Origin of the sequence: Microvirga terrae, from assembly GCF_013307435.2 — a bacterium.
Classification (GTDB): Bacteria; Pseudomonadota; Alphaproteobacteria; order Rhizobiales; family Beijerinckiaceae; genus Microvirga; species Microvirga terrae.
This window is the reverse complement of sequence record NZ_CP102845.1, coordinates 728,421-753,020: the sequence shown is the minus strand read 5'-3', so window position 1 is coordinate 753,020 and position 24,600 is coordinate 728,421. Positions and strand designations below refer to the sequence as shown.

Sequence of the window (24,600 nt, the reverse complement as noted above, 5' to 3'; positions counted from 1 at the left end):
GCCGTCGGCAGCAGGCCGGCGACTCTCCGCAAGCCTTCCCGCACGCCATCGCAGGGCCTTAAGAAAGAGTGGGAACGCCCGTTCGAGAATACCAGGAGCCAGCAAGTCAATTGAACGTGACCATGTGAAAATCTCTGCCTTCATTCATGCCGGATCCCGACTGAACTTCCCTTGAACAAAGCGCCTGCCGATCCGTTGACGCGGGCCTGATCGCGCCTATGGTCTTGGGTGCCCGGAAGGCCCGGCAGGATCCCCAGCATGGCGAGCGGATCTGCACGCTCAAGCCTTCCCCAACCGGAGAAAAATCCCGTGATCAAAGCTTTCGGCTACGCCGCCCAGGATGCGTCCACACCGCTTTCCCCATTCCGCTTCGAGCGCCGCGAGCCCCGCGAAAGCGATGTCCAGATCGAGATCCTCTATTGCGGCGTCTGCCACTCCGATCTGCACACCGCACGGGCAGAATGGGGTGGCACTGTCTATCCCTGTGTGCCAGGCCACGAGATCGTCGGCCGCGTCACGCGTGTCGGGCCGGGCGTGCAGAAGTTCAAGGAAGGCGATCTCGTCGGCGTCGGCTGCATGGTCGATTCCTGCCGCACCTGCCGGAGCTGCCGCGAGGGCCTGGAGCAGTATTGCGAGGTCGGGTTCACCGGCACCTATAACGGCCCAGAGCAGGGCACCGGGGCCAACACCTATGGCGGCTATTCCGACACCGTCGTGGTCGACGAAAGCTTCGTCCTGAAGGTGCCGGACGGCATGGACCTGGCCGCGGCGGCGCCCCTCCTGTGCGCCGGCATCACCACGTATTCGCCCCTGCGCCGCTGGCGCGTGCAGCCCGGGCACAAGGTGGGCGTGGTCGGTCTCGGCGGCCTCGGCCATATGGCCGTCAAGCTCGCACGGGCCATGGGGGCGCATGTGGTGCTGTTCACCACCTCTCCGAACAAGCGGGAGGACGCCCTCAAGCTCGGCGCCCACGAGGTCGTCGTGTCACGGGATCCAGAAGCCATGAAGGAGCACGTGAACAGCTTCGATTTCATCCTCGATACCGTCGCCGCGCCGCATGACCTCGACGCCTACTTGGTCCTGCTCGCCCGCGACAGCGCCATGGTGCTGGTGGGCGCTCCGGCCGAGCCGCATCCAGCCACGACCGTGTTCAACCTGATCATGAAGCGGCGCCAGCTGGCCGGCTCCCTGATCGGCGGAATCGCCGAAACGCAGGAGATGCTCGATTTCTGCGCCCAGCACGGCATCACGTCCGAGATCGAGATGATCCCGATCCAGAAGATCAACGAGGCCTACGAGCGGATGCTCAAGAGCGACGTAAAATACCGCTTCGTGATCGACATGGCGTCGCTGAAGCAGGACGCGGCGGCGGCTTAAGCTCGGACGGAGCCCGTCCGATGCTGGTTTACGGGGATGTCGAGACGGAAGACACGGTGGGGGCCCGCCAGGCCGCCATCGCGGACATCCTGACCAGGATGCAGGCCATGCCGCCCGGGATCGAGCGGCATGGCACTCTCGTATCCGCCTTCATCGCGACCAGCGAACTCGTCCAGGGATTGATCGACGCGGAGTTCCACGACCACGGCCGTGACGTGCTGTCCGCGATCCACGAGCAGGGCATGGAATGCCTCTCGATCCTCGCCCACAGCATCGCGGGATCCTGGTGGAACGGGTTCGAAGAGAACGGTCTTCCCCCGGCCTTCCTCGCGGCGCTTCGCAGTTTCGATTCATCCCGGACGATCCGCGTCAAGCAGGCGGAGGGCTATGCCTTCTACGCCCTCTATCCGGAAAGCTATCTGGAAGCCGCCAGGGCTTCGGGCCTGGATGCGAGGACCCAGGTCATCGGGATCCGCAGCATCGGCACCGGCCTCAGCACCCTCGTGGCCGCCGCCCTCGGCGCCCCGCCCCCTGTCACCCTTCGCCCGATGGGCCATCCTTTCCGGCGCGAGGTGGCCGTGGACCCAGCTCTCGCGGCGATGCTGACCGCGGATCGGACCAGGGCCTTCGCCATCGTCGACGAAGGGCCCGGGCTGTCCGGAAGCTCGTTCGGGGCAGTCGCCGACTGGCTGGAAGCGGCCGGCGTTCCGCGTGAGCGGATTGTCTTCTTCCCCAGTCACCAGGGTCCGCTCGGGCCCCAGGCCAGCCCCTCTCACCAGGAGCGGTGGAGCCGGGCTTCACGGCATGTCCGGACCATGGACGATATCCTGCTCGGCGGTTCGCCCTCCCACCACCTTGCCGCCTGGGCGAGAGACCTGATCGGTTCCCCGGACGGGCCGCTCGAGGACGTTTCAGGCGGGGCGTGGCGCTGGCGCCGCTATGGGGACGAGGCGAGCTGGCCAGCGTCCAATGTCCAGCAGGAACGCCGGAAGTTCCTGGTGCGGAGCAACGGCGTCCCGTGGCTGGTGAAGTTTGCAGGTCTTGGCGAGGCGGGCGCCAGGAAGCTGCGAATGGCCCGGCTGCTGCATGAGGCCGGATTTGCGCCGGATGTCGCGGGCTACCGCCACGGCTTTCTCGTGCAGCGCTGGCATGAGGATGCTCCGAGCCTCGATCAGGTCTCGCTCGATCGCACCCGGCTGATCGATCAAGTCGGGGCCTATCTGGGCTTTCGCAACCGCCAATGCCCCGCCGACGGGCAGCCTGGGGCGTCGTTGGACGAGTTGCGGCGCATGGCGGTCTACAATAGCGGGCAGGCCCTGGGGGACGCCGCCGCCTCAGGTCTGGAGCGATCCCTGCCGGATCCGGGGGATCTCGACCGCAAGGTGCGCCGGGTCTGGACCGACAATCGTATGCCTCCCTGCAAATGGCTGGTATGCGGCGACCACCTCCTCAAGGCGGACGCGCTCGACCACAGCGCCGCCCACGACCTGATCGGACACCAGGACATCGGTTGGGACATCGCCGGAGCGATCGTCGAGTTCGGCCTCTCGAACCGGGAGGGGGCGCGTCTTTGCACCGTTGTCGAGCGGGAGGGCGGCCATCCGGTGTCGTCCGAGCTGCTGCCGTTCCTGCTCGTCTGCTACTGCGCCTTCCAGCTGGGCGCCCACCTCATGGCGGCCAGCGCGCTTGGCGGTGAGGAAGCGGTCCGCCTGCGCAAGGCCGCCGATCGCTACGGGCTCATTCTGCGGCAGCCCGATGCCGTGATGCGCTTCTAGGAACAAGGGAAAGTTCCCGCCCGTTAACGGCCAAGTCATACGCTTGCAATGACGGGGCGTTCGGGCCCGTCGGATCGGTTCTTGCATGGTTTTCGAGACAGGGCGGCTCTTGAAAGTGGCCTTCGCGGGCTGGTGGGGCGACCGCGCCATGAGCCTCGGCGCCTCCATCGCGTTTTTCACCGTCTTCTCCCTGGCCCCGATGCTGCTCGCGGCCATTGCCGTTGCCGGGCTGGCCTTCGGGCGGGAGGCCGCCCAGGGGGCCATCGTGGCCGAACTCGGCGGCCTGATCGGGACCAACGAAGCATCCGCCCTCGAAGCCATGATCGCGAGCGCCAGCAATGTGGGGTCGGGCATCATCGGCACCACGGTCGGGATCGTGACCTTTCTCCTCCTGGTCACCGGGGCGGTCGTCGAACTCCAGGACGACCTCAACATCATCTGGAAGGCGAAGCCGCCCGCGAGCTACGGCGTCCTGGATTTCATCCGGACCCGGCTGGTCAGCTTTGCCCTGGTACTGGGGATCGGCTTTCTGCTGCTCGTGTCGCTCGTCGTCGATACGGGTCTGACGGCCATCGGGCACTATCTGGAGGCCCATTTCTCGGGGGCCACGGTCATCCTGCGGCTCCTGAACAGCCTGGTCGCCTTCGCCGTCGCCACGCTCCTGTTCGCCATGATCTTCAAGCTCCTCCCGAGCGTGGACCTGCGCTGGAGCGACGTCTGGACCGGCTCCCTGGTGACGGCCTTGCTCTTCACCCTCGGCAAGTTTCTGATCGGCTACTACCTCGGCAAGAGCAATGTCGCGTCGAGCTATGGGGCGGCCGCCTCCATCATCACGATCCTGCTCTGGATCTATTATTCGTCCCTGATCCTGCTCTTCGGCGCCGAATTCACCAAGGCTTATGCCGAGAGCCGCGGCAGCAGGGGCCTCGGACACACCACGGAGCCCGAACGCGAAACGAGCCGGGAGGCCCCGGCTCGCTCCCTCTAGGCCACCTCCAGGCGCCTATTCGGCGGCCTCCTTCGTGGCCGGCGTCGTGGGCACGTCGCGCATGCCGCCCAGGACCTCCTCGGCCGAGGCCTTGTAGTTCTTCACGGAACTCGTCCATTGGCCCCAGACGGTCGGGTCGATCTTGTCGCCGTTCCGGCCGAGATTCTGGAGGCGGCGCTGGTCCTCGTCGGTCAGAACCTGCTTCGCTAGCGGCGGGAGGTTGCGGACGTCGTCGGCCGAGATGCCGAGCCTCTCGCCCACCCGGGTCCCGTAATCGTCGTGCACCAACAGGAGATGCCACACCATGCGCTCCTGCACGTCCCGCTCGCACTGGCCCAGCAGCGTGCCCAGGTTGTGGACGAGATCGTCCCGCTCCCAGTCCATCATCGTGCAGTAGCGGCCCCGGGCGTGGATGTAGTCGTTGCGCCGCTCGAGCACGCTGCGGGTCAGCCTCCCGCGGATCTCGGGCGGATTGTTCGGCTCCTCCCGGGGGGATTCGTGCAGGCCGTTATGGATCGACGGCTCGAAGTTCACATGCGGGTTCTGGCCCGGCGCCAGATCGCGGCGGAAGGACATCTGCCCGCCGTTCAGATTGGTCGATACCTTGGCGTTCTTGGCCTGGTTCACGGGCAGCTGCAGGTAGTTCGTGCCGACGCGGTAACGCTGGGTGTCGGAATAGGAGAAGGTCCGCCCCACCAGCATCTTGTCGTCGGAGAAGTCGAGCCCATCCACGAGCACGCCAGTCCCCATGGCGATCTGCTCGTTCTCGTTGAAGTGATCCTCCACGTTGCGGTTCAGGGTCATGACTCCGATATGCCGTAACGGAAAGTCCTTCTCGGGCCAGATCTTGGTATCGTCCAGCGGATCCCAGTCGAGTTCGGGATGGTCATGGTCTTCCATGATCTGCACATACACGTCCCACTGGGGATATTCGCCGCGCTCGATCGCCTCGAAGAGATCCTTGGAAGCCGAGCCGAGATCCTGTCCCTGCACCTTGGTCGCCTCCTCGGCCGTGAGGCTGGCGAGGCCGCACCGGGGATGGAAGTGATACTTCACCAGAACGGTGTCGCCTTGGGCGTTGACCATCTTGTAGGTGTTGACGCCGAAGCCCTCCATGTGCCGGTAGCTCGCCGGAATGCCGCGCGGACTGAACAGATGGGTCAGCATGTGCATGGATTCGGGCGTCTGGCTCATGAAGTCGAAGATGCGGTTCGGCTCCTGACGGAAGGTAATGGGATCCGGCTTCAGCGAGTGGATGACATCTGGGAACTTGATGGCATCTCGGATGAAGAAAACTGCCAGGTTGTTGCCAACGAGATCCCAATTGCCGTCTTCGGTATAGAATTTCACCGCGAAGCCGCGCGGGTCGCGGGCAACTTCCGACGAATCGCGGCCGCCGATCACGGTCGAGAAGCGGATGGCCAGCGGGGTCTTTTGGCCGGCGGTCTGGAACAGCTTGGCTCTTGTATATTTCGATGCAGGCTCGTCGCCGATCTTGCCGGTCACTTCGAGTTCGCCGTAGCACACGAAGCCGCGGGCATGGACGACCCGCTCGGGGATGCGCTCCCGGTCGAAATGGGTGATTTTCTCAAGGAACTGATAATTCTCCAGCGTGGCCGGTCCACGGCTGCCCACGGTGCGCTGGGACTGGTTGTTGGCGATTGGATGTCCCTGCCTGTTCGTCAGGACCTGATCGGAGGTTCCTGACGGTTTTTGAGGGTTCTTGGCCATGGCGATCTCCCTTGTATGACCGGTTGATTGCAACACGCCCCCATCAGGATCCTAAGAGTCCGCGGCGATCAGCGCCAATCGATAATCCTGAGGCACACGATCAGATTACCTGATCGAGCGTTGGTTCCGGATTGGGAGCGTGTTTGCGGAGGCAACCTCCGGAATCCGCATTGGTTGCGGCCAATTCGGACCTGACGCGCAGGACGCCTCGATGAGGCGCAGGCCGAGGATCATCGTGCCGACGTCCGAGGGCGGAGAACCACCGTCGTCCCGCCGGCAGCCCCGATGCCGGTACGATCAGCGGAAGACTCGATCACCCTGTTCGTCGATGATCTGCTTGCCCTTGGTGACGGAGAAGGTGGCCGCTTCGTCCTTGCTGGGATGGGTCTCGGCGCGCACGAACCGATATTCTTTCATGCCGGACTCGAAATCCTTCTCGATCACGCCCGCAGTCTGAAACCCGCCTTTCGCGGAATAGGGTGCCGGCCGGATTCGAAATCCTTTGTATTCGACCGCCTCAGCGGCCGGCTCCTCGTGGACGCTGGCATTGCCTCCGCCTGCGAACCGGTTCCAGAGGTCTTTCAACATCGATGCCATGACTGCCCCTGAACGAGGGTTGATTCGAGAAGCTGCAGCATAGCCGGGACGGAGCCGGGGAGCGAATCCTCCAGGCTGCCTCATCACGATCCGATGATCATGACGAAGCGCGACTTCGATCGTCTTGACCGCAGGCTTTCGACGGCCAACTCTCGCTCCCATTCGGCTCAAGAGATGCGGGGTCCCGCCATGAAACATCGTCTGTTCGGATTATGCCTTTCCGGCGCTCTGCTGAGTGGCGGCGTAGCCGTCGCTCACCACGGCTGGGGCAGCTACGATGCGGGCCGCGTCATGACGGTCACCGCCAACGTCGAGCGGGCCGATTGGGAGAACCCCCATGTCACCGTGGTCGTGCCCTACCAGGGGAAAAACTGGGACGCGGTACTCGCGCCTCCGTTCCGCATGAGCGCACGCGGGTTGAGCCCGGACATGATCAAGCCCGGCACACAGGTCACACTCGAAGGCTATCCCTCCACCCGATCCGCAACGGAGATGAGAGCCGAACGGATTGTCGTGAGCGGCAAGACCTACGAGCTGCGCTAGGCGATCATGTATCTCGACTTGCTCGCGGCATTGGAGAGTTCCTGGCTCGGCCACGCGGGACGTCACTCCGCCTGGCTCTACACTGTCGCCAATCTGCTTCACGTTCTCGGAGCCGCCTTCGTGGTCGGGGGCATCGCGGTCTTCGATCTGAAGGTTCTGGCCGAGCATGGGAAGCATGCGCGGGAGGTCGGCCGCTATGCCATTCCCCTCGCCGCCGCCGGTCTGGCGCTTCAGATTCCGACCGGAGCATTGCTCCTCGCCGTGGAGGCCCGGGCGCTCGGTGTCAACCCTGCCTTCTACGTGAAGGTCGCCTTCATCGCGCTGGGGCTCGTCAATGTCGTGCTTTTCCATATCCGCTTCGGAGCAGCCCTACGGGATGGCGCCTTGCCGGCCGAGGCTCGCGTCTACGCCATCATCTCGCTTCTGGCCTGGATCGTCGCACTCTTGGCGGGACGAATGATCGCCTATTTGTAGCTTGGCACGTGGCCAACATTCTTCACTCTTCAATCCTTCCGAGCGGGGTCTTTCATGCGCTTGCTGCTGGCGCTTTGTGGCATGGCCCTCGGCTGCGGCGCCACCCTGGCCGCTCCGGGAGGGTCGATGGAGACCGTCCAGCAGGCTCTGTGCCGGCTGATCGAGGGAGCGGCACGCACCCAGCAGATCCCCCACGATCTGCTCACCAGACTGATCTGGCAGGAAAGCTCCTTCCGCCCGAATGTCGTGAGCCCGGCGGGTGCACAGGGGATCGCCCAGTTCATGCCGGGCACGGCTCGGGAGCGAGGCTTGACCGATCCCTTCGATCCCGAGCAGGCGATCCCCAAAGCCGCCGAGTTCATCGCCCACCTTGCGGAGCAGTTCGGCAATCTCGGGCTGGCGGCCGCCGCCTATAACGGCGGACCTGCACGAGTGACTTCCTGGCTCGCAGGCCAGGGGGGCTTGCCTGCCGAGACCAGGAACTACGTGATCGCCGTGACCGGCCGGCCCGCCGAGGAATGGGCCGCCGATGCGAAGGAGAAGCGAAACGCCGACTGGAGCCCATCCGGTCAGAGCTGCCAGCAGATCGTCGCCACGCTTCGTATCCCCGGACGCGGCGAACCCATCGAGGCGCCTTTTGCGCCCTGGGGCGTTCAGCTTGCCGGCAATTTCTCGAAGGAGCGCGCGCTCGCAACGTTCAGGCGCACCAGCCAGGCCTACGCGTCGCTCCTGAAGGATGTGCGGCCCATGATCATTGGAACGCGGCTACGCTATCGCGGCACACGCACGTTCTACCGCGTCCGCGCTCCCGCCGAGACGCGGCAGGCGGCCGAGCAGCTATGCCGCAACATCCGCACGGCCGGCGGCAGCTGCATCGTGCTGCCGAGTTGAAAAAGCCTGCGCCGTTCGCACGGCGCAGGCTTTTCCTGGTCCTCGATGGAGCAAGCGATCAGCGGCGCTGGGGCCGGAGCGAGCGGGCCAGCTCGCGGATGACGTTGTCCTCGATGTTGAGGTTCAGATCGTTGTCGTCGCCCGCATCGTCGTCCCCCATATCCGCATCAACCGAAGCCGCGGGCCTGGACAGAACGCCCCGCTGTGGCTGAGCCGCTCTCTCATTCCCTTGTGCAGGAGCGGTCGGCGGAGCATTGCGCTGCCCGGTTCCGGCTTCAGCAGAGCTGCGTGCCGGAGCGTTGGGGGTATAGCCGCGAGGCGCGGAGTACCGGTTTTCGAGAGTATCGAGCAGGCTGTTGAGAGCCGCGTTCGACATCGGAACATCGGGCGCCTGAGGCGCGCCCTCAAGGGCGATGGATCGGTTCTGGTAGGCCACTTCCGTCGTCACATCCGGTCCGAACCAGGACAGGGGCCGGAAATCTCTCGCTTCCTCATCGCTCTCGAACGGGACGGAGATCAGATCCAGCGGACCGGGCGTCACGAAACGGACGATCTGGATGTCGCGCGTGCCGACCGTGAGATGAGTGAGCAGATAATCAAGCTTGCCGGGCGTGACATCGAGAAGAGCCTCTGCATGGGCCCGAGGAACTTCGGTCCTCTCCTCAATGGGGCCGTTGGGCCCTGCATGGAGCAGAACGAGGCTGCCCTTGTCGCCCTCTACAACCACGAAGGAGCTGCGGTCTGCCTGATTGGGGAAGTGGCCCTCCGTGACACGATTGCCTCCCCTCTCCTTGCGGATCAGACGTGCAAGCGAGGAAGCAATAAGATAACGCCGGGAAGTAACCATATTGAGTTCTCTACTATTGACGGGGCGCCACTTACCGGTGCGCAGAACCAGCAGCATGCATTCGCAACCGAACGAAATTGCAATTCAGTTTCCCACGCGAGAAAGCATGAAGGTGAATGCAACAATGTTTGCCGCTGCAGAAGTTCAGGCCTGTAAGTACAAGTCCTCTTGGAAGCCTATGATGGCGTTCCCATGGCAAAGTTCAATGGACCGGACCAAAAGCTGCCCGAGTTTTGACGATAAAGTTAACGCTGGTTTGGATGTGGATGTGTATCTCACATCTGAATCTGAAAGCACGAACTACTTCGCGCTGGAAGGAGCGTCAAATTCACACGCCCGATCATCACATAAGTCAAAAGCCTCAGCGTCTCACGGACGGAAACGCTGAGGCCATACGACGTACGAGCGTAATTGAATTACTCGCTCGACTTGGTCTTCGGCACGTAAGGACCGTTACCGTCGAAGGTGTAGGCAGTCTTCACCGTGGTGTAGAATTCCTGCGCATAGCGGCCCTGCTCGCGCGGACCGTAGGACGAGCTCTTCCGACCGCCGAACGGCACATGGTAGTCGACGCCGGCGGTGGGCAGATTCACCATCACCATGCCGGCTTCCGCATTGCGCTTGAAGTGCGAAGCGTATTTCAGGCTCGTGGTGCAGATGCCGGATGAGAGACCGAACGGCGTATCGTTGGCGAGCTCCAGCGCCTCATCGTAATCCCTTGCTCGGGTCACCGTGGCGACCGGTCCGAAGATCTCTTCCCGCGCCACGCGCATCTCGTTGCTCACCTCCGTGAACAGCGCAGGCGCCAGATAGAAACCGGGCGTCTCGCGCTTCAGCAGTTCGCCGCCGGCGACCAGCTTGGCGCCCTCCTCCTGGCCGATGCGGATATACTTCAGGTCCTGGTCGAGCTGGCTCTGGTCGACCACGGGACCGATATGCGTGCCTGCCTTCAGGGCGTCGTCGATGACCAGCCCCTGCATACGCTCCTGCATGGCGGCCACGAACCTGTCATGGATGCCCTCGGTCACGATCAGCCGCGAGGAAGCGGTGCAGCGCTGGCCCGTGGAGAAGAAGGCGCTGTTGACCGCGCATTCCACGGCCACCTTCAGGTCGGCGTCGTCGAGAACCACCATCGGGTTCTTGCCGCCCATCTCGAGCTGAACCTTCTTCATCGGATCGGCCGTGATGCAGGTCTGGGCGACCTTGCGTCCCGTGGGCACCGATCCGGTGAACGAGATGGCCGACACCTTGGGGCTCTGCAGCATGGCTTCGCCCACCACCGAGCCGCGTCCCATCACCAGATTGAACACGCCCGCCGGCACTCCGGCCCGGATGATGATCTCGGACAGGGCATGGGCCGAACCCGGCACGAGATCGGCCGGCTTGAACACCACCGTGTTGCCGTAGGCGAGAGCTGGGGCGATCTTCCACGCGGGGATTGCGATCGGGAAGTTCCAGGGCGTGATCAGGCCGACGACGCCCACCGGCTCGCGGGTGATCTCCACGTCGATGAAGGGCCGCACGGACGGCACCTTCTCGCCAGCCATGCGCAGGCACTCGCCGGAGAAGAACAGGAAGATCTGAGCGGCACGGGTCACCTCGCCGATGCCCTCCGGCAGGGTCTTTCCCTCCTCTCGGGAGAGCAGGCGGCCAAGCTCCTCCTTGCGGGCGAGGATCTCGTCGCCGACCGCCTTCAGAATGTCGTGGCGCTGCTGGATCGAGGAGCGCGACCAGGCCGGGAAGGCATCGTAAGCCGCTGCGATGGCGCGCTCGGCCTCCGCCACTGAAGCGCGGGCATACTCGCCCACCACGTCGTTGGTGTTCGACGGATTGACGTTCGCAGAGGCTTCCGTCGCCGACAGCCACTCGCCTGCAATATAGTTCTTCGTCATCGTTAACCTGCCTGTCTGGTGTTGATGAGGCCCCGTTGGGCCAGGTTGGACATGAGAGCGCTGATGCCGAAGGTCCACGGCTCGCATTCGGAGCTCGGCTTCATGCGGTTGACCAGCGCTCCAAGCTTGGGAGCCGCAATGGTGACGGTGTCGCCGCGCTTGTGCGTGAAGCCCATGCCGGCCTCGTTCCGGTCCTGCGTGGGCGCGAACATCGTCCCAAGGAAGAGCGCGAACCCGTCCGGGTACTGATGGTGGGGACCGATGGTCTGAGCGACAAGGTCCTCGGGATCGCGGCTGATCTTCGTGATCGACGAGGAGCCCTCGAGCCTGAACCCGTCTTCACCCTCGACCGTCAGCGTCACCGTGGTCTGGCGCACGTCATCGAGCGAGAAGGTTTCATCAAAGAACCGGATGAACGGTCCGACGGAGCACGATGCGTTGTTGTCCTTCGCCTTCGAGAGCAGCAGCGCAGAGCGCCCTTCGAAATCGCGCAGGTTCACGTCGTTGCCGAGGGTGGCCCCGACGATCCTGCCCTGAGCCGTGACGATCACTACCACCTCGGGCTCGGGATTGTTCCAGGTGGATTTGGGGTGCAGGCCCGCATCCATGAAGGTGCCAACGGCCGAGAGCGTCGGAGCCTTGGTGAACACCTCCGCGTCGGGTCCGATGCCGACCTCGAGATACTGACTCCACGCCCCCTGGGCGACGAGAACCTCCTTGAGGGCCATAGCCTCGGCCGACCCGGGCTTCAGACGGCTCAGATCATCGCCCACGAGCCGCAGGACCTCGGCCCGGATGGCGGCCGCGGCGCTGGCGTCGCCTCGTGCGCGCTCCTCGATGACGCGCTCCAGCATGGACACGGCGAAGGTAACGCCGGCTGCCTTGATGACCTGGAGATCGATCGGCGCGAGAAGCCAGGGTTTGGACGCATCACGGCCGTCCGGCGCGGTATTGCCGGCGACCTCTTCGAGCGAGCCGATCCTCTCGCCCTTGGCGGCTTTCACCGCATGCGCAGGATTCTCGAGAGCCGCAAGGCCGCTCACCGTCGGATAGGTCGAGGAGATATCGAAGAGCCCGTCCTCCCTGACGGCGACGACGGAGGGTCCGATCCCAGGGCGCCAGACGCGTCCGACAAGAACTCCTTGCAATCCATCGTCCGGCAGAATCCGGGCTATCATCGTCGAAGACAAATGGTCCATTGGCTGGCGCTCGCTTCCTGTTGGGGCCGTTTTCCGCCCTTCCCATGTGCGCCCTTGATATAGCCACCGCGGCGCGAGCGGCTATAGGGAAAATGACTTTCCCCGGCTTCGATCGGGGAAAGGTCGGAACAAATCTGGCTCGTGCTCCGTTGCGCCGCGCGGCAATGGGAGCGCCACGGACAGGGGCATTCCACTTTGTGGACCTTCGACCATGTCTTTGCCGGGCCGAAAAGGGTTAACCGGGACCGGAAAGTATGCTTTGTGCAGGCCGCGTGACAGGAGTCCTATTCCATGGCTGACAGCGAACCTTCAAATGCCGCAAGCCTCAACTCGCCGTCCTACCGGCTCGCCGCGATGGATCAGGACTTCCTCCTGGGCGATTCCATGCGGGGCGTCCGGTTCATGCTGGAATATGCCAAGGCCGAGGAGAGCCTGCGGACCTGGGGTGTGCGATCGACCATCGTCGTCTTCGGCAGCGCCCGCGTTCACGAGAACGGTCCCGGAAAGCATCCGTTCTGGTACGAGCAGGCCCGCGCCTTCGGGGCCATTGCGTCCGAGCGGGGCGGCGCCATGACGGTCACCAGCGGCACCCGGGACAACGTGATTGCGACCGGCGGCGGCCCGGGTATCATGGAGGCGGCGAACCGGGGAGCCTTCGACGTCGGCGCGCCCTCCATCGGATTCAACATCACGCTGCCGCATGAGCAGGAGCCGAATTCCTACTCGACTCCGGATCTTACATTCCGCTTTCACTACTTCGCCATGCGCAAGATGCACCTGGCCATGCGGGCCAATGCCCTCGTGGTTTTTCCAGGTGGCTTCGGCACCTTGGACGAATTGTTTGAGATGCTGACCCTTCGCCAGACCGGCAAAGCCCCACCCCTGCCGATCGTCCTCTTCGACAAGGCCTATTGGCAATCGGTCATCAAGTTCGATGCCCTGCTCGAGCATGGCATGGTGAGCGAGCACGACCGCAAGCTCGTGAACTTCGCGGAGACAGCCGAGGATGTGTGGGGGTCTCTCATTGCGAACGGCCTTGTCGTTCAGACCCTGGAGAGGGATGCCGAGCCGGATTTCTGAGGGCCAGACCCGGATCGATTTGATTTGACAAAACCGGAGGGTTGAATTGTGATCCGCCCTATGGGGATCGCGATCTCCCCACGAGGCGACATGCCCAAGCATCGCATCCGCTCTCAACCATCACGGATGCACCATGTCGTCATTCAACACCATCTCTCCCGAAAAGCTGTCGCGCCTTGTCGGCACGCCCAGATGCCCCGTCCTCATCGATGTGCGCACCGATGAGGATTTTGCAGGCGACCCCCGCCTCATCCCCGGCTCCCGGCGGAGGTCTTTCGAGACCGTTGCCGACTGGTTCGTTGACTTTGAGGGCCGGACTGCCGTCGTGATCTGTCAGAAGGGTCTGAAGCTCAGCCACGGGGTGGCGGCTTGGCTGCGCCATGCAGGAGTGCCGGCGGACTCCCTTGAAGGCGGGGCGCTGGCCTGGGCGCAGGCTGGTTTGCCCATGGTCCCGTCGGATCGGATCCCATCGCTCGATCGGCAAGGAAGGACGGTCTGGGTCACCCGCTCGCGACCCAAGATCGACCGGATCGCCTGCCCCTGGCTGATCCGCCGTTTCGTCGACCCCGACGCCGTCTTCCTGTTCGTTCCGACCTCGGAGGTCCAAGGTGTTTCCGAACGCTTCTCGGCGACGCCCTTCGATATCGAAGGCGATGAGATATTCTGGAGCCATCGGGGCGAGCTCTGCACCTTCGATGTCATGGTCGAGGAGTTCGGGCTGTCCACCGCGCCGCTGAAGCGGCTCGCCACCATCGTCAGAGGCGCCGACACGGCGCGGCTCGACCTGGCGCCCGAAGCGCCCGGTCTGCTCGCCGCCTCGCTGGGATTGTCCCGGATGTATGCGGACGACCTCGCACAGGTCGAAGCCGGGCTTCTGCTCTATGATGCCTTCTATCGCTGGTGCCGGGACGCGACCGATGAAACGCACAATTGGCCCACGCGAAAACCAGGGGCATGACGTGAACGAAACAATGCGCGAACCCGGGCAGGCCAAGGGGCAAGCTCTGCCCGATCACGGTGTCTCTCTCGGCGAGGCGTTCCGCGTCTGGCTGCGCGTGGCGGCCCTGAGCTTCGGCGGGCCGGCCGGGCAGATTGCCGTGATGCACCGGATCCTGGTGGAGGAGAAGCGCTGGATCTCCGAAGGACGTTTCCTCCATGCCCTCAACTACTGCATGCTGCTGCCGGGTCCGGAGGCCCAGCAGCTTGCCACCTATGTGGGCTGGCTCATGCACCGCACCCTCGGCGGCATCATGGCGGGAGGGCTGTTCATCCTGCCCGGGATCGTCGCCATCATGGGCCTCAGTTGGGTCTATGCCCTCTACGGCAAGATCGGCATCGTGGCGGCGCTCTTCTTCGGCCTGAAGGCAGCCGTGCTGGCCATCGTTCTCGAGGCCGTGGTCCGGATCGGCAGGCGGGCATTGAAGAACCGCATCCTGATCGGGATTGCTGCGGCGGCCTTCGTGGCGATCTTCTTCCTCGGCGCGCCCTTTCCTCTGATCATTCTCGCGGCCGCGGTGATCGGCTTTGTCGGTGCGCGGGCGGGTCTCCCGCAGTTCGAAGCCGGCGGACACGGCGCGGACGCGCAGGACGGCGACAATCTTCTCGGGGAGCACCGTCCCGCCCACGCCACACCCAGCACGGGACGAAGCGTGCGCGTCGCGGCGATCTGGCTTGCGCTCTGGCTGGTGCCGGTTCTGGCTCTCCTGCTGATCCTCGGCCGCAACGACGTCTTCAGCCAGATCGCGATCTTCTTTTCCAAGATGGCGATGGTCACCTTCGGGGGCGCCTACGCGGTTCTGGCCTATGTGGCTCAGCAGGCCGTGGAAACCTATGGCTGGCTGCAGCCGGGCGAGATGCTCGATGGACTCGGCATGGCGGAAACCACGCCAGGCCCCTTGATCATGGTGCTCCAATTCGTGGGGTTCATGGCGGCGTTCCGGGACGCCGGCTCGCTTCCTCCGCTCCTGGCAGGCACGCTCGGCGGCCTCCTTGCCACATGGGTGACCTTCACTCCCTGCTTTCTCTGGATCTTCCTCGGGGCGCCCTACATCGAAGTGTTACGTGGCAACAAGGCCCTGAGCGGCGCCCTCACCGCCATCACGGCTGCCGTGGTGGGCGTGATCCTGAACCTTGCCGTCTGGTTCGGGATTCACACGATCTTCGGCCGCGTTCGAGCGATGGAATGGGGGCCGCTCGATTTCGATATGCCTGAATGGAAAAGTGTCGATGAATGGGCGCTGCTGCTCGCAGGGGCGGCCGTCATCGCCATGTTCCGCTTCAAGATCGGGATGCTGCCGACGCTTGCAGCGACGTCCATCGCAGGGGTCATCCTGTACTGGGCGGGGATGATCGCTTGAACGGGGTGAGGCGGAAGGCCGCCTCCCCCCGTGTCGAACCGGATCAGGTGGTCGACGAGATCTGCCCGCCATCGACGCGCAGGATCGAGCCCGTCATGAACGAGGCCTTCTCGCTCGCCAGGAAGACGGCGGCAGCCGCGAACTCCTCAATCTCGCCGTAGCGACCTGCCGGAATGCCCGCGCGGGCAGCGTTCGCCACATCTTCGACGGAACGGCCGGTCCGCTCCGCATTGGCGGCATCGAGCTGCTTCAGGCGATCGGTAGCGATGCGGCCCGGCGCGACGGCGTTCACGGTCACGCCCGAGGAGGCCACTTCGCTCGCGAGCGTCTTGCCCCAGCCGACGAGCGCGGGACGGATCGCGTTCGAGATCGCGAGGTTCGGGATCGGCTGGATCACGCCGGACGAGATCACCGAAATGATGCGGCCGAACTTGCGCTCGATCATGCCGGGGAGAAGCTGATCGGCAATCCGCACCAGGTTGACGAACATCGCCTCGAACGACTGGCGCCACTGATCGGACGACACCCCTTGCGCCTTGCCGGGCGGCGGACCGCCGCTGTTGAGCACGAGAATGTCGACGCCGCCGAGCGCTTCCGTCACATCCTTGACCAGGGCATCGACCTGATCGACCTTGCCGGTATCGCAGATGAACGGCAGGACGTCCCTGCCGATCTTGTCGGCAGCCGCCTTCGACCCGTCCATGCTGCGGCTCGCGATGGCGACCCGGGCGCCCTCCTCGGCCAAGCCCTGCGCGATGCCGAAGCCCAACCCTTTGCTCGCGCCGAGAACGAGCGCGCGCTTTCCCTTCAATCCTGTTTCCATGCGTGAAAACTCCCCTTGTTGCTTCACGAGCGCTCGATGCGCTGCATCAGCCATTCGATGTCGGCAATGGTTTCCGGGCTCAGCTTCGGCCCCGGCTTGCGCAGCGTATCGGATGCGATGATGCCGCGCCGCTTCAGCACGTACTTGCGCACGGCGAGGCCCACGCCGGGCTGTGTCTCGTAGCGCACCAGCGGCAGATGGCGGTCGAAGAGATCGTGCGCCTCCGCCCGCTTGCCCTGGTTGATGAAATCGACCACGCCGACCAGCATCTCCGGGTAGGCATAGCCCGTCATGGCGCCGTCCGCGCCCCGCTCCATCTCGAAGGGGAGGAACATCCCGCCATTGCCGCAGAGAATGGACACGCGGCGCACCTGGCCCGCATCGCTTGCGCGGCGCAGCGCCGTGATCTTGTCGAGGCCGGGCCAATCCTCGTGCTTGAGCATCACGCAGGACGGGCTCTGCTCGATGATGCGCATGATCACCTTCGGGGTCATGACCACGTTGGTGGTGAGGGGATAGTCCTGGATCACCCACGGAACATCCGGGCCGATGGCCTCCACGGCATCCGCGTAATAGGAGACGATCTGGTCGTCGGTCTTCAAGGTCGAGGGCGGCGCGATCATGACGCCGGCGGCGCCCGCATCCATCACCTTGGACGACAGGCCCGACATGGCGGCGAAGCCGGCCGCCGATACCCCGACGATGACGGGGACGCGGCCCGCCACCGTGGCGATCACCTGTCGGGTGAAGGCCAGGGCCTCATCGGCCGCGAGCTTGGGTGCCTCGCCCATGATGCCTAGAATCGTCAGTCCGGTCGCGCCGGCTTTCAGATAGGCCTCGACCATCCGGTCGGTCGAGGCGACGTCGACCCGTCCGTCGCTCTCGAAGGGCGTGGGGCAGATGACGTAGACCCCGGCGGCAGAACTCGTGAGCAAGACTTCCTCCTCGGCAAAGCGGGCAAGAGAACAGGAACCTCCATACACCCGCTTTGCGCCCGGCGCACTATCTTAGCTGCAGCCGGCTCTTCGCCTTTAGCTGCGTCCGGATCCGCTCTTCTTGCCGCCGCCATCCTGCTTGTTGACGGTGGCCCAAGCGCGCCTCTCGGCCTCCTTTTCCGAGAGTCCACGGCTCTCGTAGGATTCCTCGATATGCTCGGCCTTGCGCTTCTGCTTGTCGGTATAGGCGGACTTGTCACCGCGGGACATGGCATTTTCCTCTCGGGCTGGGTTCATCAGATGCATCCGACAGGGGATGCATGCTGAAGACTCAACCGGGAAGCCGGAGCACGGTTCCGCAACCTTGTTTCTTAGCCGCTGTTGCGCAGACCCGCCGCGATGCCGTTGATAGATAGGTGGATGCCCTGCACGACCTGCTCGTCCGCATCGCCGGAGCGGTGACGCTTCAGCAGTTCGATCTGCAGGTGGTTCAGCGGATCGAGATACGGGAAGCGGTTTCGGATCGAACGGGCCAGGAGCGGATTGCCGTCGAGCAGGGATTGCTGCCGCATGATGGCAAGCAGCTGCCTGATCGAATCCTCCCATTCACGGCGCAGGCGCGGGAAGATGGCCTCGCGCAAGGCGTCGTCCGCGACGAGGTTCGCATAACGTGAGGCGATCGCGATGTTGCTCTTCGCCAGGACCATGTCCATGTTCGAGAGCAGCGCCTGGAAGAACGGCCAGTCGCGATACATCTCCTGCAGCAGCGCCATGCCGGTGTCGGGCCGCTTTTCGAGCCACTCGTTCACCGCGGAGCCGAAGCCGTACCAGCCCGGCAGCATGAGGCGGCACTGCGCCCAGCCGAACACCCATGGGATGGCGCGCAGATCCTCGATGCGCCGGGAGTTCGTGCGCGATGCCGGCCGGCTGCCGATATTCAGATTGGCGATCTCGCCGATGACAGTCGATTCCCAGAAATAGCGCTCGAACCCTTCGGTCTCATAGACGAGCGCCCGATACGCCTTGAAGGCGCTGTTCGAAAGCTCGTCCATCGCCTTCAGGTACTCGTCGCGAGGGGCGGACTGGCCTGAATGCAGAAGGGTAGCTTCGAGAGTGGCCGCGGCGAGGATTTCAAGATTGCGGCGCCCGAGATCCGGATTCGAGTATTTGCCGGCAATCACCTCGCCCTGTTCGGTGATCCGAATGGCGCCCTGCACGGCCCCGCCCGGTTGCGCCAGGATCGCCTGATAGCTCGGTCCGCCGCCGCGGCCCACGGATCCGCCACGGCCATGGAACAGCCGAAGGGCGACGCTGTGGCGCTTGAACACCTCGATCAGCTCGATCTCCGCCTTGTAGAGCTCCCAGCCGGAGGTGAGAAAGCCGCCGTCCTTGTTGCTGTCAGAATAGCCGAGCATCACCTCCTGGGCCTGCCCGCGGCTGCGCAACAGGCGCATGTAATCCGGCAAGGAGAACAAAGCATCCATCACGCCGCTGCAATTGCGCAGATCCGCGATGGTCTCGAAGAGCGGGATGATGTTCACATCCATCTCGCCGTCGCGCGGACGCAGGAGGCCCGCCTCCTTTAGGAGAAGAGCCACCTCTAGGATGTCGGATGGATCGCTCGCTTTGGAGATGACGTAGTTCGGCACGGCCGCGCGGCCATAGCGCCGATGGGCTTCGGCGGCTTCGTGAACGATGGCCAGTTCGGATGCGGTCTCAGGCGAATAGTCGAGATAGGGCGACATGAGGAGGCGCGGCGTGCGAAGCTCTTCCAGGAGCAGGGCGACGCGCTTATCCTCCGGCAGCCCTTCATAGGCGGTTCCGGGATTGGCCTTCTCAAAAAGCTCGGCCACGACACGCTGATGAACGTCGGAATTCTGGCGCATGTCGACGCTGGCCAGATGGAACCCGAAGACGCTGACGGCACGGCGCAGTTTGCGCAGGCGGCCACGTGCCAGCGATCCCGATCCGTTCGAGCGCAGGGAGCGGTGAAGGACCGAGAGTTCACCCTCAAACTCCTCGATGCTGTCATAGGCCGGTGCCTCGCCTACCGCATGGCGCGCCACATCGCCGTGCCCAAGCCGGGCTGCGGTTGCGGCAAGGCGTGCATAGATGCCTGTGATTGCTCTGCGATAAGGCTCGTCCTGACGATGGGGAGAGGGATCGGGAGAGGCCTTGGCGAGTTCCTGGATCTCGTCGGAGACGTTCACATAACGCCCATCGAGCGACAGTTCAGCGCCCAGGCAATGGAGCTCTTCCAGATAGAAGCTGAGAGCGTGCTTGCTCTGCAGCAGAAGGGCCTGCCGCAGGGCATCCGCGGTCACGAAAGGATTGCCGTCGCGGTCTCCGCCGATCCAGCTGCCCATACGCAAGAAGGAGGGCAGCTCAATGCTCTCCCATAGGGGATCCAAGGCCGCAAGCTGATCCTCGAGGGAGGCATAGACCCGGGGTAACTCCTTGAAAAAAGTGTAGTCGTAGTACGAAAGACCGTTGTTGACCTCGTCGATCACCTTGAGCCGGTTGCGCCGAAGAATGCTCGTCTGCCAAAGTGTGAGAATGGCACGACGAAGGGCTTCCTGGCAGGCCGCCTCCTCGTCTGGTGTCAGATGCTGCCGATCCCGCTGCGCCAGAATCTGGGAGATTTCCATTTCGCGGTCGATGGTGCTCTTGCGGCGCACCTCTGTCGGGTGCGCCGTGAGAACGGGGCAGACGAGCGCGGAGGCAAAAACGGCCTGGAGGGCCGAATGGCTGACGCCGGCATCCTGGATGAGCTTGAGGGCTCGTGCCAGCGTTCCCTCGCGTGGCGCCGCAGCCTCCACGGCATGAGCGCCCGCCATCGCATGGGCGCGGGAGCGGCGGACATGATGCTGGTCCTCGGCGATGTTCGCCAGATGCGAGAAATAGCTGTAGGCCCGGATGATCTGGTTGCTGCGTCCCCGCGAGAGGCTGTTCAGGGTCGTCTCGAGCTCGCGGCGGGCCGCGTCATCCTCATTGCGGTGGAAACGGATCGAGGTCTGGCGGATGCGTTCCACGATCTCAAAGGCAGCCTCGCCCTCCTGCTCGCGGATCGTGTCACCCAGGATTCGCCCCAGAAGCCGAATATCGTCGCGAAGGGGAAGGTCCTTCTCGGGCGTGACGTCGGGGTTGATCAGAGACATGGGAGGGCTCCCGCTTGGCGCGTTTGCTGCACTGCGAAATAAAACCCTTTATCACCCTACGGCAAGCGTAATTTTATTTTAGAATCCGCCTAATTCATGACGGCCCACCGCTCCGGCCGGTCAGTCTGACCGATGAGCGCCAGCCCATAGGCGATGGACTCGAACTGGTCTGCCGAAGTCAGCCGGGTCTCGCCAAAGCGATCGACGAACAGGCGACGGATGGCTGGAACGAACGAGGTGCCGCCTGTCAGGAACACGCGCTCGATCTCCTCGGGTCTGACGCCAGCCCTGGAAAGAGCCTCGTCGACCGTTCCGGCGATCCGCTTTACGTCTTCCGCGATCCACGATTCGAAATCGGCGCGCGTGATCTTCGCCTCGATATCGACGCTCTCGCCCTGGAACTGGAACGTCGTCTCCTCCTGGTTCGAAAGCGCAACCTTTGCCGAAGAAACGGCCCGGTAGAGGGCAAAGCCGAGATCGTACTCGATGATGTCGATGAATTTCTCGAGCGGTTCCGGTTCCAGGGCGACGCGGGCCAGTTCCCGCAGCTCCTTGAGGTCACCGCTGCCCTTCATCATCGCGAGATGGTTCCAGCGGGCGAAATTGGCATAATAGTGGTTGGGGATCGACAGGATCTTTCCCATGGAGCGATAGAGCCCACCTTTTCCCAGGCGCGGGGACACGACCTTGTCGACGATCCGGTAATCGAAGGCGTCTCCCGCGATCCCGATGCCGGCATGCCCCAGCGGCTCGGCCCGCAGCACGCCTCCCTGTCGGGAAAAACGCATGACCGAAAAGTCGCTGGTGCCGCCGCCGAAATCCGCCACCAGCACGGTGGCGTCATGATCGAGCTGGCGCGCGTAGAAGAAGGCGGCCCCCACGGGCTCGTAGACGTAGCGGGCCTGCTCCGCCCCGAGCCGGCTGAAGGCCGTCCGGTAGCGCTGCATGGCGAGATCGTCGTCCGGATTGTAGCCGGCGAACTGGACCGGCCGCCCGATGACGACGTTCCGTGCCCCCCAATCGAGCCGAGAGCCGCCATGGCGCACGAGCGTGCGCAGGAAGGCGCTCAGCAGGTCCTCGAAGGCATAGCGTTCGCGGAAGATCCGGGTTTCCTTGAAGGTCGCGCTGGCCGCGAAGGTCTTGAACGACTGGATGAAGCGGTGGGCATGCAGCCCGTCCAGGAACTGCTCGATGGCCCAGGGGCCACCCTCGACTTCGGTGCGCAGGCCGTTGCCGTGCCGCTCATCCCAGAAGCAGAGCGCCGTGACGTAGACCTTGAGACGCTCGCCCCCGTGCTCGAAGGTCAGCGCCTCCACGTTCCCGTTCCGGTCCGCCAGGGCCACGACCGTGTTGCTGGTGCCGAAATCGATGCCGATGGATAAATCGTCGGAGAGGGACATGGAGACCTCGGGAGCGGGCGAAAGGGCGGGACGGTCTATACGCCGAGGCTTCGCCTGCCAAGCAGAAATGTCGAAACGCCGCTTTCCCTAACGGCACTGCGACCCCGGGGCTGTGGACGGGCCGTTGACCCGGTGGCGTCCCGCACCGTAGAAGCCGCGCCTTACGCCTTATTCGGAGACTTCCATGCTATCCATCGGTCAGCGCATCGCGAACGAACTGAGTGTTCAGGAGTGGCAGGTCAAGGCGGCCATCGAGCTGCTGGACGGCGGGTCGACCGTCCCCTTCATCGCACGCTACCGCAAGGAAGTCACCGGCACCCTGGACGACGCTCAGCTGCGCACCCTGGACGAGCGCCTGCGCTACCTGCGCGAGCTGGAGGACCGCCGCAAGACGATCCTGGACAGCGTCCGCGAGCAGGGCAAGCTCACCGAGGAGCTGGCGCTGCAGATCAACACCGCCGACACCAAGGCGCGCCTGGAAGACCTCTACCTGCCCTACAAGCCCAAGCGGCGAACCAAGGCGCAGATCGCCAGGGAGGCGGGCCTGGAGCCTTTGGCCGACCTGCTCCTGGGCGAGCCGGGCCGCGAGCCCAAGGAAGCGGCTTCCGGCTTCGTGAATGCCGAGAAGGAAGTCGCCACCCCGGAGGCGGCCCTCGAGGGCGCCCGCTCGATCCTCGTCGAGCGTTTCGCGGAAAATGCCGAACTTCTGGGAGCGCTGCGCGACATCTATTGGGAGCGGGGCAGCCTCACCTCCAAGATGCGCGACGGCAAGGCGACCGAAGGGGCGAAATTCGCCGACTATTTCGACTTCGCCGAGCCCCTGCCGAAGCTGCCCTCCCACCGGATCCTCGCCCTGTTCCGGGGCGAGAAGGAGGAGATCCTCGATCTGCGCATGGAGGAGGACAAGGACGCCGCAGAGCCCGGCTATGTCAGCCGCTACGAGGGCCGTACGGCGCTCGCCTACGGCATCGTCGATCAGGGCCGTCCCGGCGACAAGTGGCTTCTGGACACGGTTCGCTGGGCCTGGCGCACGAAGCTGCGCTTCTCCATCGAACTCGACATGAAGATGAGGCTCTGGCAGCTGGCCGAGGACGAGGCCGTGAAGGTGTTCGCCGGCAACCTGCGCGACCTGCTTCTCGCGGCTCCCGCCGGCGCGCGCCCGACCCTCGGCCTCGATCCCGGCTACCGAACCGGCGTCAAGGTGGCCGTGGTGGATGCGACCGGAAAGGTGGTGGCGACCGATACCATCTACCCGCACGAGCCGAAGCGCCAATGGGACGAAGCCCTTGCGACGCTGGCGCGGCTCTGCCGCGTGCACCGGGTCGAGCTGGTGGCCATCGGCAACGGCACGGCCTCGCGCGAGACCGACAAGCTCGCGGCCGAGCTGGTGGCGAAGCACCCGGATCTGAAGCTTACGAAGATTATGGTGTCGGAAGCCGGCGCTTCCGTCTATTCCGCGTCCGCCTTTGCCAGCCAGGAGCTGCCGGATCTCGACGTCTCCCTGCGTGGCGCCGTCTCCATCGCGCGCCGCCTGCAGGATCCGCTGGCAGAGCTCGTGAAGATCGACCCGAAATCCATCGGCGTCGGGCAGTACCAGCACGATCTCGCGGAATTCAAGCTCTCGCGCTCCCTCGACGCGGTGGTGGAGGATTGCGTGAATGCGGTCGGGGTCGATCTCAACACCGCCTCGGCGCCGCTTCTCGCCCGCGTCTCGGGCCTCGGCGAATGGGTGGCGCAGAACATCGTCTCCCACCGCGATGCCAACGGGCCGTTCAAGACCCGCAAGGCGCTCACCAAGGTCTCGGGTCTTGGGCCGAAAACCTTCGAGCAGGCGGCGGGCTTCCTGCGCATCCCGAACGGCGACGATCCGCTCGATGCCTCAGGCGTCCATCCGGAGGCTTATCCGGTCGTGCGCCGCATCCTCGAGGCCACGAAGAGCGATATCAAGGTGGTGATCGGCAACGGCGCCGTGTTGAAGAAGCTCAACCCGCAGAGCTTCACGGACGAGAAATTCGGCGTTCCCACCGTGAAGGACATCCTGAGCGAGCTGGAAAAGCCCGGTCGCGACCCGCGCCCCGAATTCAAGACCGCCACCTTCATGGAAGGCGTGGAGAAGATCAGCGACCTGAAGCCCGGGATGGTTCTGGAAGGCGTGGTCACCAATGTGGCGGCCTTCGGAGCCTTCGTCGACGTGGGCGTCCACCAGGACGGGCTCGTGCACATCTCGGCCCTGGCCGACACCTTCGTGAAGGACCCGCGCACCGTGGTGAAGCCGGGCGATATCGTGAAGGTGAAGGTGCTCGAGGTCGACGTTCCGCGGAAGCGCATCTCGCTGTCCATGCGCATGAGCGACCCGGCCGAGAAGCGGTCCGCCGGTCGGCAGGACGACAACCGGGCGGCGTTCCAGAAGCACCGCGCGCAGACCGAGCGGAAACCCGCTCCGCAGGCTCCCGCCGCCGGCGGCGCCCTGGCCGATGCCCTGCGCCGGGCCGCGATGGCGGGCGGCAAGGACAAGGGCAGCCGGAAGTGATCC

20 protein-coding genes are annotated in these 24,600 nt (G+C 64.4%); 10 read left to right on the top strand and 10 right to left on the bottom strand.

The window, feature by feature from the left end; genetic code table 11:
* Positions 1-309: 309 nt before the first annotated feature.
* The 3 genes from HPT29_RS03515 (at position 310) to HPT29_RS03505 (ending at position 4,140) form a co-directional block, all read left to right on the top strand.
* The gene (locus HPT29_RS03515) at positions 310-1,377 is read left to right on the top strand and encodes an NAD(P)-dependent alcohol dehydrogenase (RefSeq protein ID WP_173950014.1); all 1,068 of its coding nucleotides are present in this window, start codon (positions 310-312) and stop codon (positions 1,375-1,377) included.
* 20 nt (positions 1,378-1,397) lie between these two features.
* The gene (locus HPT29_RS03510) at positions 1,398-3,152 is read left to right on the top strand and encodes a protein kinase family protein (RefSeq protein WP_173950013.1); all 1,755 of its coding nucleotides are present in this window, start codon (positions 1,398-1,400) and stop codon (positions 3,150-3,152) included.
* 85 nt (positions 3,153-3,237) lie between these two features.
* Entirely contained in the window at positions 3,238-4,140 is a 903-nt protein-coding gene (locus HPT29_RS03505; RefSeq protein WP_173950012.1) for a YihY/virulence factor BrkB family protein, read from the top strand.
* 15 nt (positions 4,141-4,155) lie between these two features.
* Here the strand turns inward: HPT29_RS03505 and HPT29_RS03500 are convergent, their stop codons facing one another.
* Both HPT29_RS03500 and HPT29_RS03495 read right to left on the bottom strand, forming a co-directional pair.
* Complete coding sequence (locus tag HPT29_RS03500) at positions 4,156-5,871, bottom strand: catalase (RefSeq protein WP_173950011.1); 1,716 nt, start codon at positions 5,869-5,871, stop codon at positions 4,156-4,158.
* Positions 5,872-6,168: 297 nt separating this feature from the next.
* Positions 6,169-6,468, bottom strand: coding sequence for an HlyU family transcriptional regulator (locus HPT29_RS03495; RefSeq protein WP_173950010.1), 300 nt, complete (start codon positions 6,466-6,468; stop codon positions 6,169-6,171).
* A 189-nt stretch (positions 6,469-6,657) separates the two neighbouring features.
* On the opposite strand from HPT29_RS03495, the gene HPT29_RS03490 reads away from it, so the two are divergent.
* The 3 genes from HPT29_RS03490 to HPT29_RS03480 are packed head-to-tail and all read left to right on the top strand — an operon-like array spanning position 6,658 to position 8,376.
* Positions 6,658-7,011: a DUF6152 family protein gene (locus HPT29_RS03490; RefSeq protein WP_173950009.1), complete on the top strand. Its 354-nt coding sequence runs from the start codon at positions 6,658-6,660 to the stop codon at positions 7,009-7,011.
* 6 nt (positions 7,012-7,017) lie between these two features.
* Positions 7,018-7,485, top strand: a complete 468-nt coding sequence (locus HPT29_RS03485) for a hypothetical protein (RefSeq protein ID WP_173950008.1) — start codon at positions 7,018-7,020, stop codon at positions 7,483-7,485.
* A gap of 54 nt (positions 7,486-7,539) precedes the next feature.
* Positions 7,540-8,376 (top strand): transglycosylase SLT domain-containing protein, encoded by an 837-nt coding sequence (locus HPT29_RS03480; protein ID WP_173950007.1) that lies wholly within the window; start codon positions 7,540-7,542, stop codon positions 8,374-8,376.
* A gap of 58 nt (positions 8,377-8,434) precedes the next feature.
* On the opposite strand, the gene HPT29_RS03475 is transcribed toward HPT29_RS03480, so the two are convergent.
* The 3 genes from HPT29_RS03475 to HPT29_RS03465 form a co-directional block, all read right to left on the bottom strand.
* On the bottom strand, positions 8,435-9,223 hold the full coding sequence (locus HPT29_RS03475) for a CYTH domain-containing protein (RefSeq protein WP_173950006.1): 789 nt from the start codon (positions 9,221-9,223) through the stop codon (positions 8,435-8,437).
* A 416-nt stretch (positions 9,224-9,639) separates the two neighbouring features.
* The gene (locus tag HPT29_RS03470; protein ID WP_173950005.1) at positions 9,640-11,115 is read right to left on the bottom strand and encodes an aldehyde dehydrogenase family protein; all 1,476 of its coding nucleotides are present in this window, start codon (positions 11,113-11,115) and stop codon (positions 9,640-9,642) included.
* Positions 11,116-11,117: 2 nt separating this feature from the next.
* The gene (locus HPT29_RS03465) at positions 11,118-12,314 is read right to left on the bottom strand and encodes a fumarylacetoacetate hydrolase family protein (protein WP_173950004.1); all 1,197 of its coding nucleotides are present in this window, start codon (positions 12,312-12,314) and stop codon (positions 11,118-11,120) included.
* Between the two features lie 291 nt (positions 12,315-12,605).
* Here HPT29_RS03465 and HPT29_RS03460 point away from each other — a divergent pair, with 291 nt between their 5' ends.
* From HPT29_RS03460 to chrA, 3 genes are all read left to right on the top strand, one after another.
* Positions 12,606-13,394 (top strand): LOG family protein, encoded by a 789-nt coding sequence (locus HPT29_RS03460; RefSeq protein WP_173950003.1) that lies wholly within the window; start codon positions 12,606-12,608, stop codon positions 13,392-13,394.
* A gap of 133 nt (positions 13,395-13,527) precedes the next feature.
* A complete protein-coding gene (locus HPT29_RS03455; RefSeq protein WP_173950002.1) occupies positions 13,528-14,352 on the top strand; it encodes a chromate resistance protein ChrB domain-containing protein in 825 nt (274 codons plus the stop codon).
* A 13-nt stretch (positions 14,353-14,365) separates the two neighbouring features.
* Positions 14,366-15,751 carry a chromate efflux transporter gene (gene chrA, locus HPT29_RS03450; protein WP_173950214.1) on the top strand — a complete coding sequence of 462 codons (1,386 nt, stop codon included), beginning with the start codon at positions 14,366-14,368 and terminating at the stop codon, positions 15,749-15,751.
* Between the two features lie 43 nt (positions 15,752-15,794).
* Here the strand turns inward: chrA and HPT29_RS03445 are convergent, their stop codons facing one another.
* The 5 genes from HPT29_RS03445 to HPT29_RS03425 all read right to left on the bottom strand — a co-directional run bounded on the left by HPT29_RS03445 (position 15,795) and on the right by HPT29_RS03425 (position 22,067).
* A complete protein-coding gene (locus HPT29_RS03445) occupies positions 15,795-16,574 on the bottom strand; it encodes an SDR family oxidoreductase (RefSeq protein ID WP_173950001.1) in 780 nt (259 codons plus the stop codon).
* A gap of 23 nt (positions 16,575-16,597) precedes the next feature.
* Positions 16,598-17,509: a dihydrodipicolinate synthase family protein gene (locus HPT29_RS03440; protein WP_173950000.1), complete on the bottom strand. Its 912-nt coding sequence runs from the start codon at positions 17,507-17,509 to the stop codon at positions 16,598-16,600.
* A gap of 96 nt (positions 17,510-17,605) precedes the next feature.
* Complete coding sequence (locus tag HPT29_RS03435) at positions 17,606-17,779, bottom strand: hypothetical protein (RefSeq protein WP_173949999.1); 174 nt, start codon at positions 17,777-17,779, stop codon at positions 17,606-17,608.
* Positions 17,780-17,880: 101 nt separating this feature from the next.
* Positions 17,881-20,667 (bottom strand): phosphoenolpyruvate carboxylase, encoded by a 2,787-nt coding sequence (gene ppc / locus HPT29_RS03430; protein WP_173949998.1) that lies wholly within the window; start codon positions 20,665-20,667, stop codon positions 17,881-17,883.
* A gap of 89 nt (positions 20,668-20,756) precedes the next feature.
* Positions 20,757-22,067, bottom strand: coding sequence for an Hsp70 family protein (locus HPT29_RS03425; protein WP_173949997.1), 1,311 nt, complete (start codon positions 22,065-22,067; stop codon positions 20,757-20,759).
* Between the two features lie 184 nt (positions 22,068-22,251).
* Between HPT29_RS03425 and HPT29_RS03420 the strand changes: the two genes are divergently transcribed.
* A complete protein-coding gene (locus HPT29_RS03420) occupies positions 22,252-24,597 on the top strand; it encodes a Tex family protein (protein WP_173949996.1) in 2,346 nt (781 codons plus the stop codon).
* Positions 24,598-24,600 lie beyond the last annotated feature (3 nt).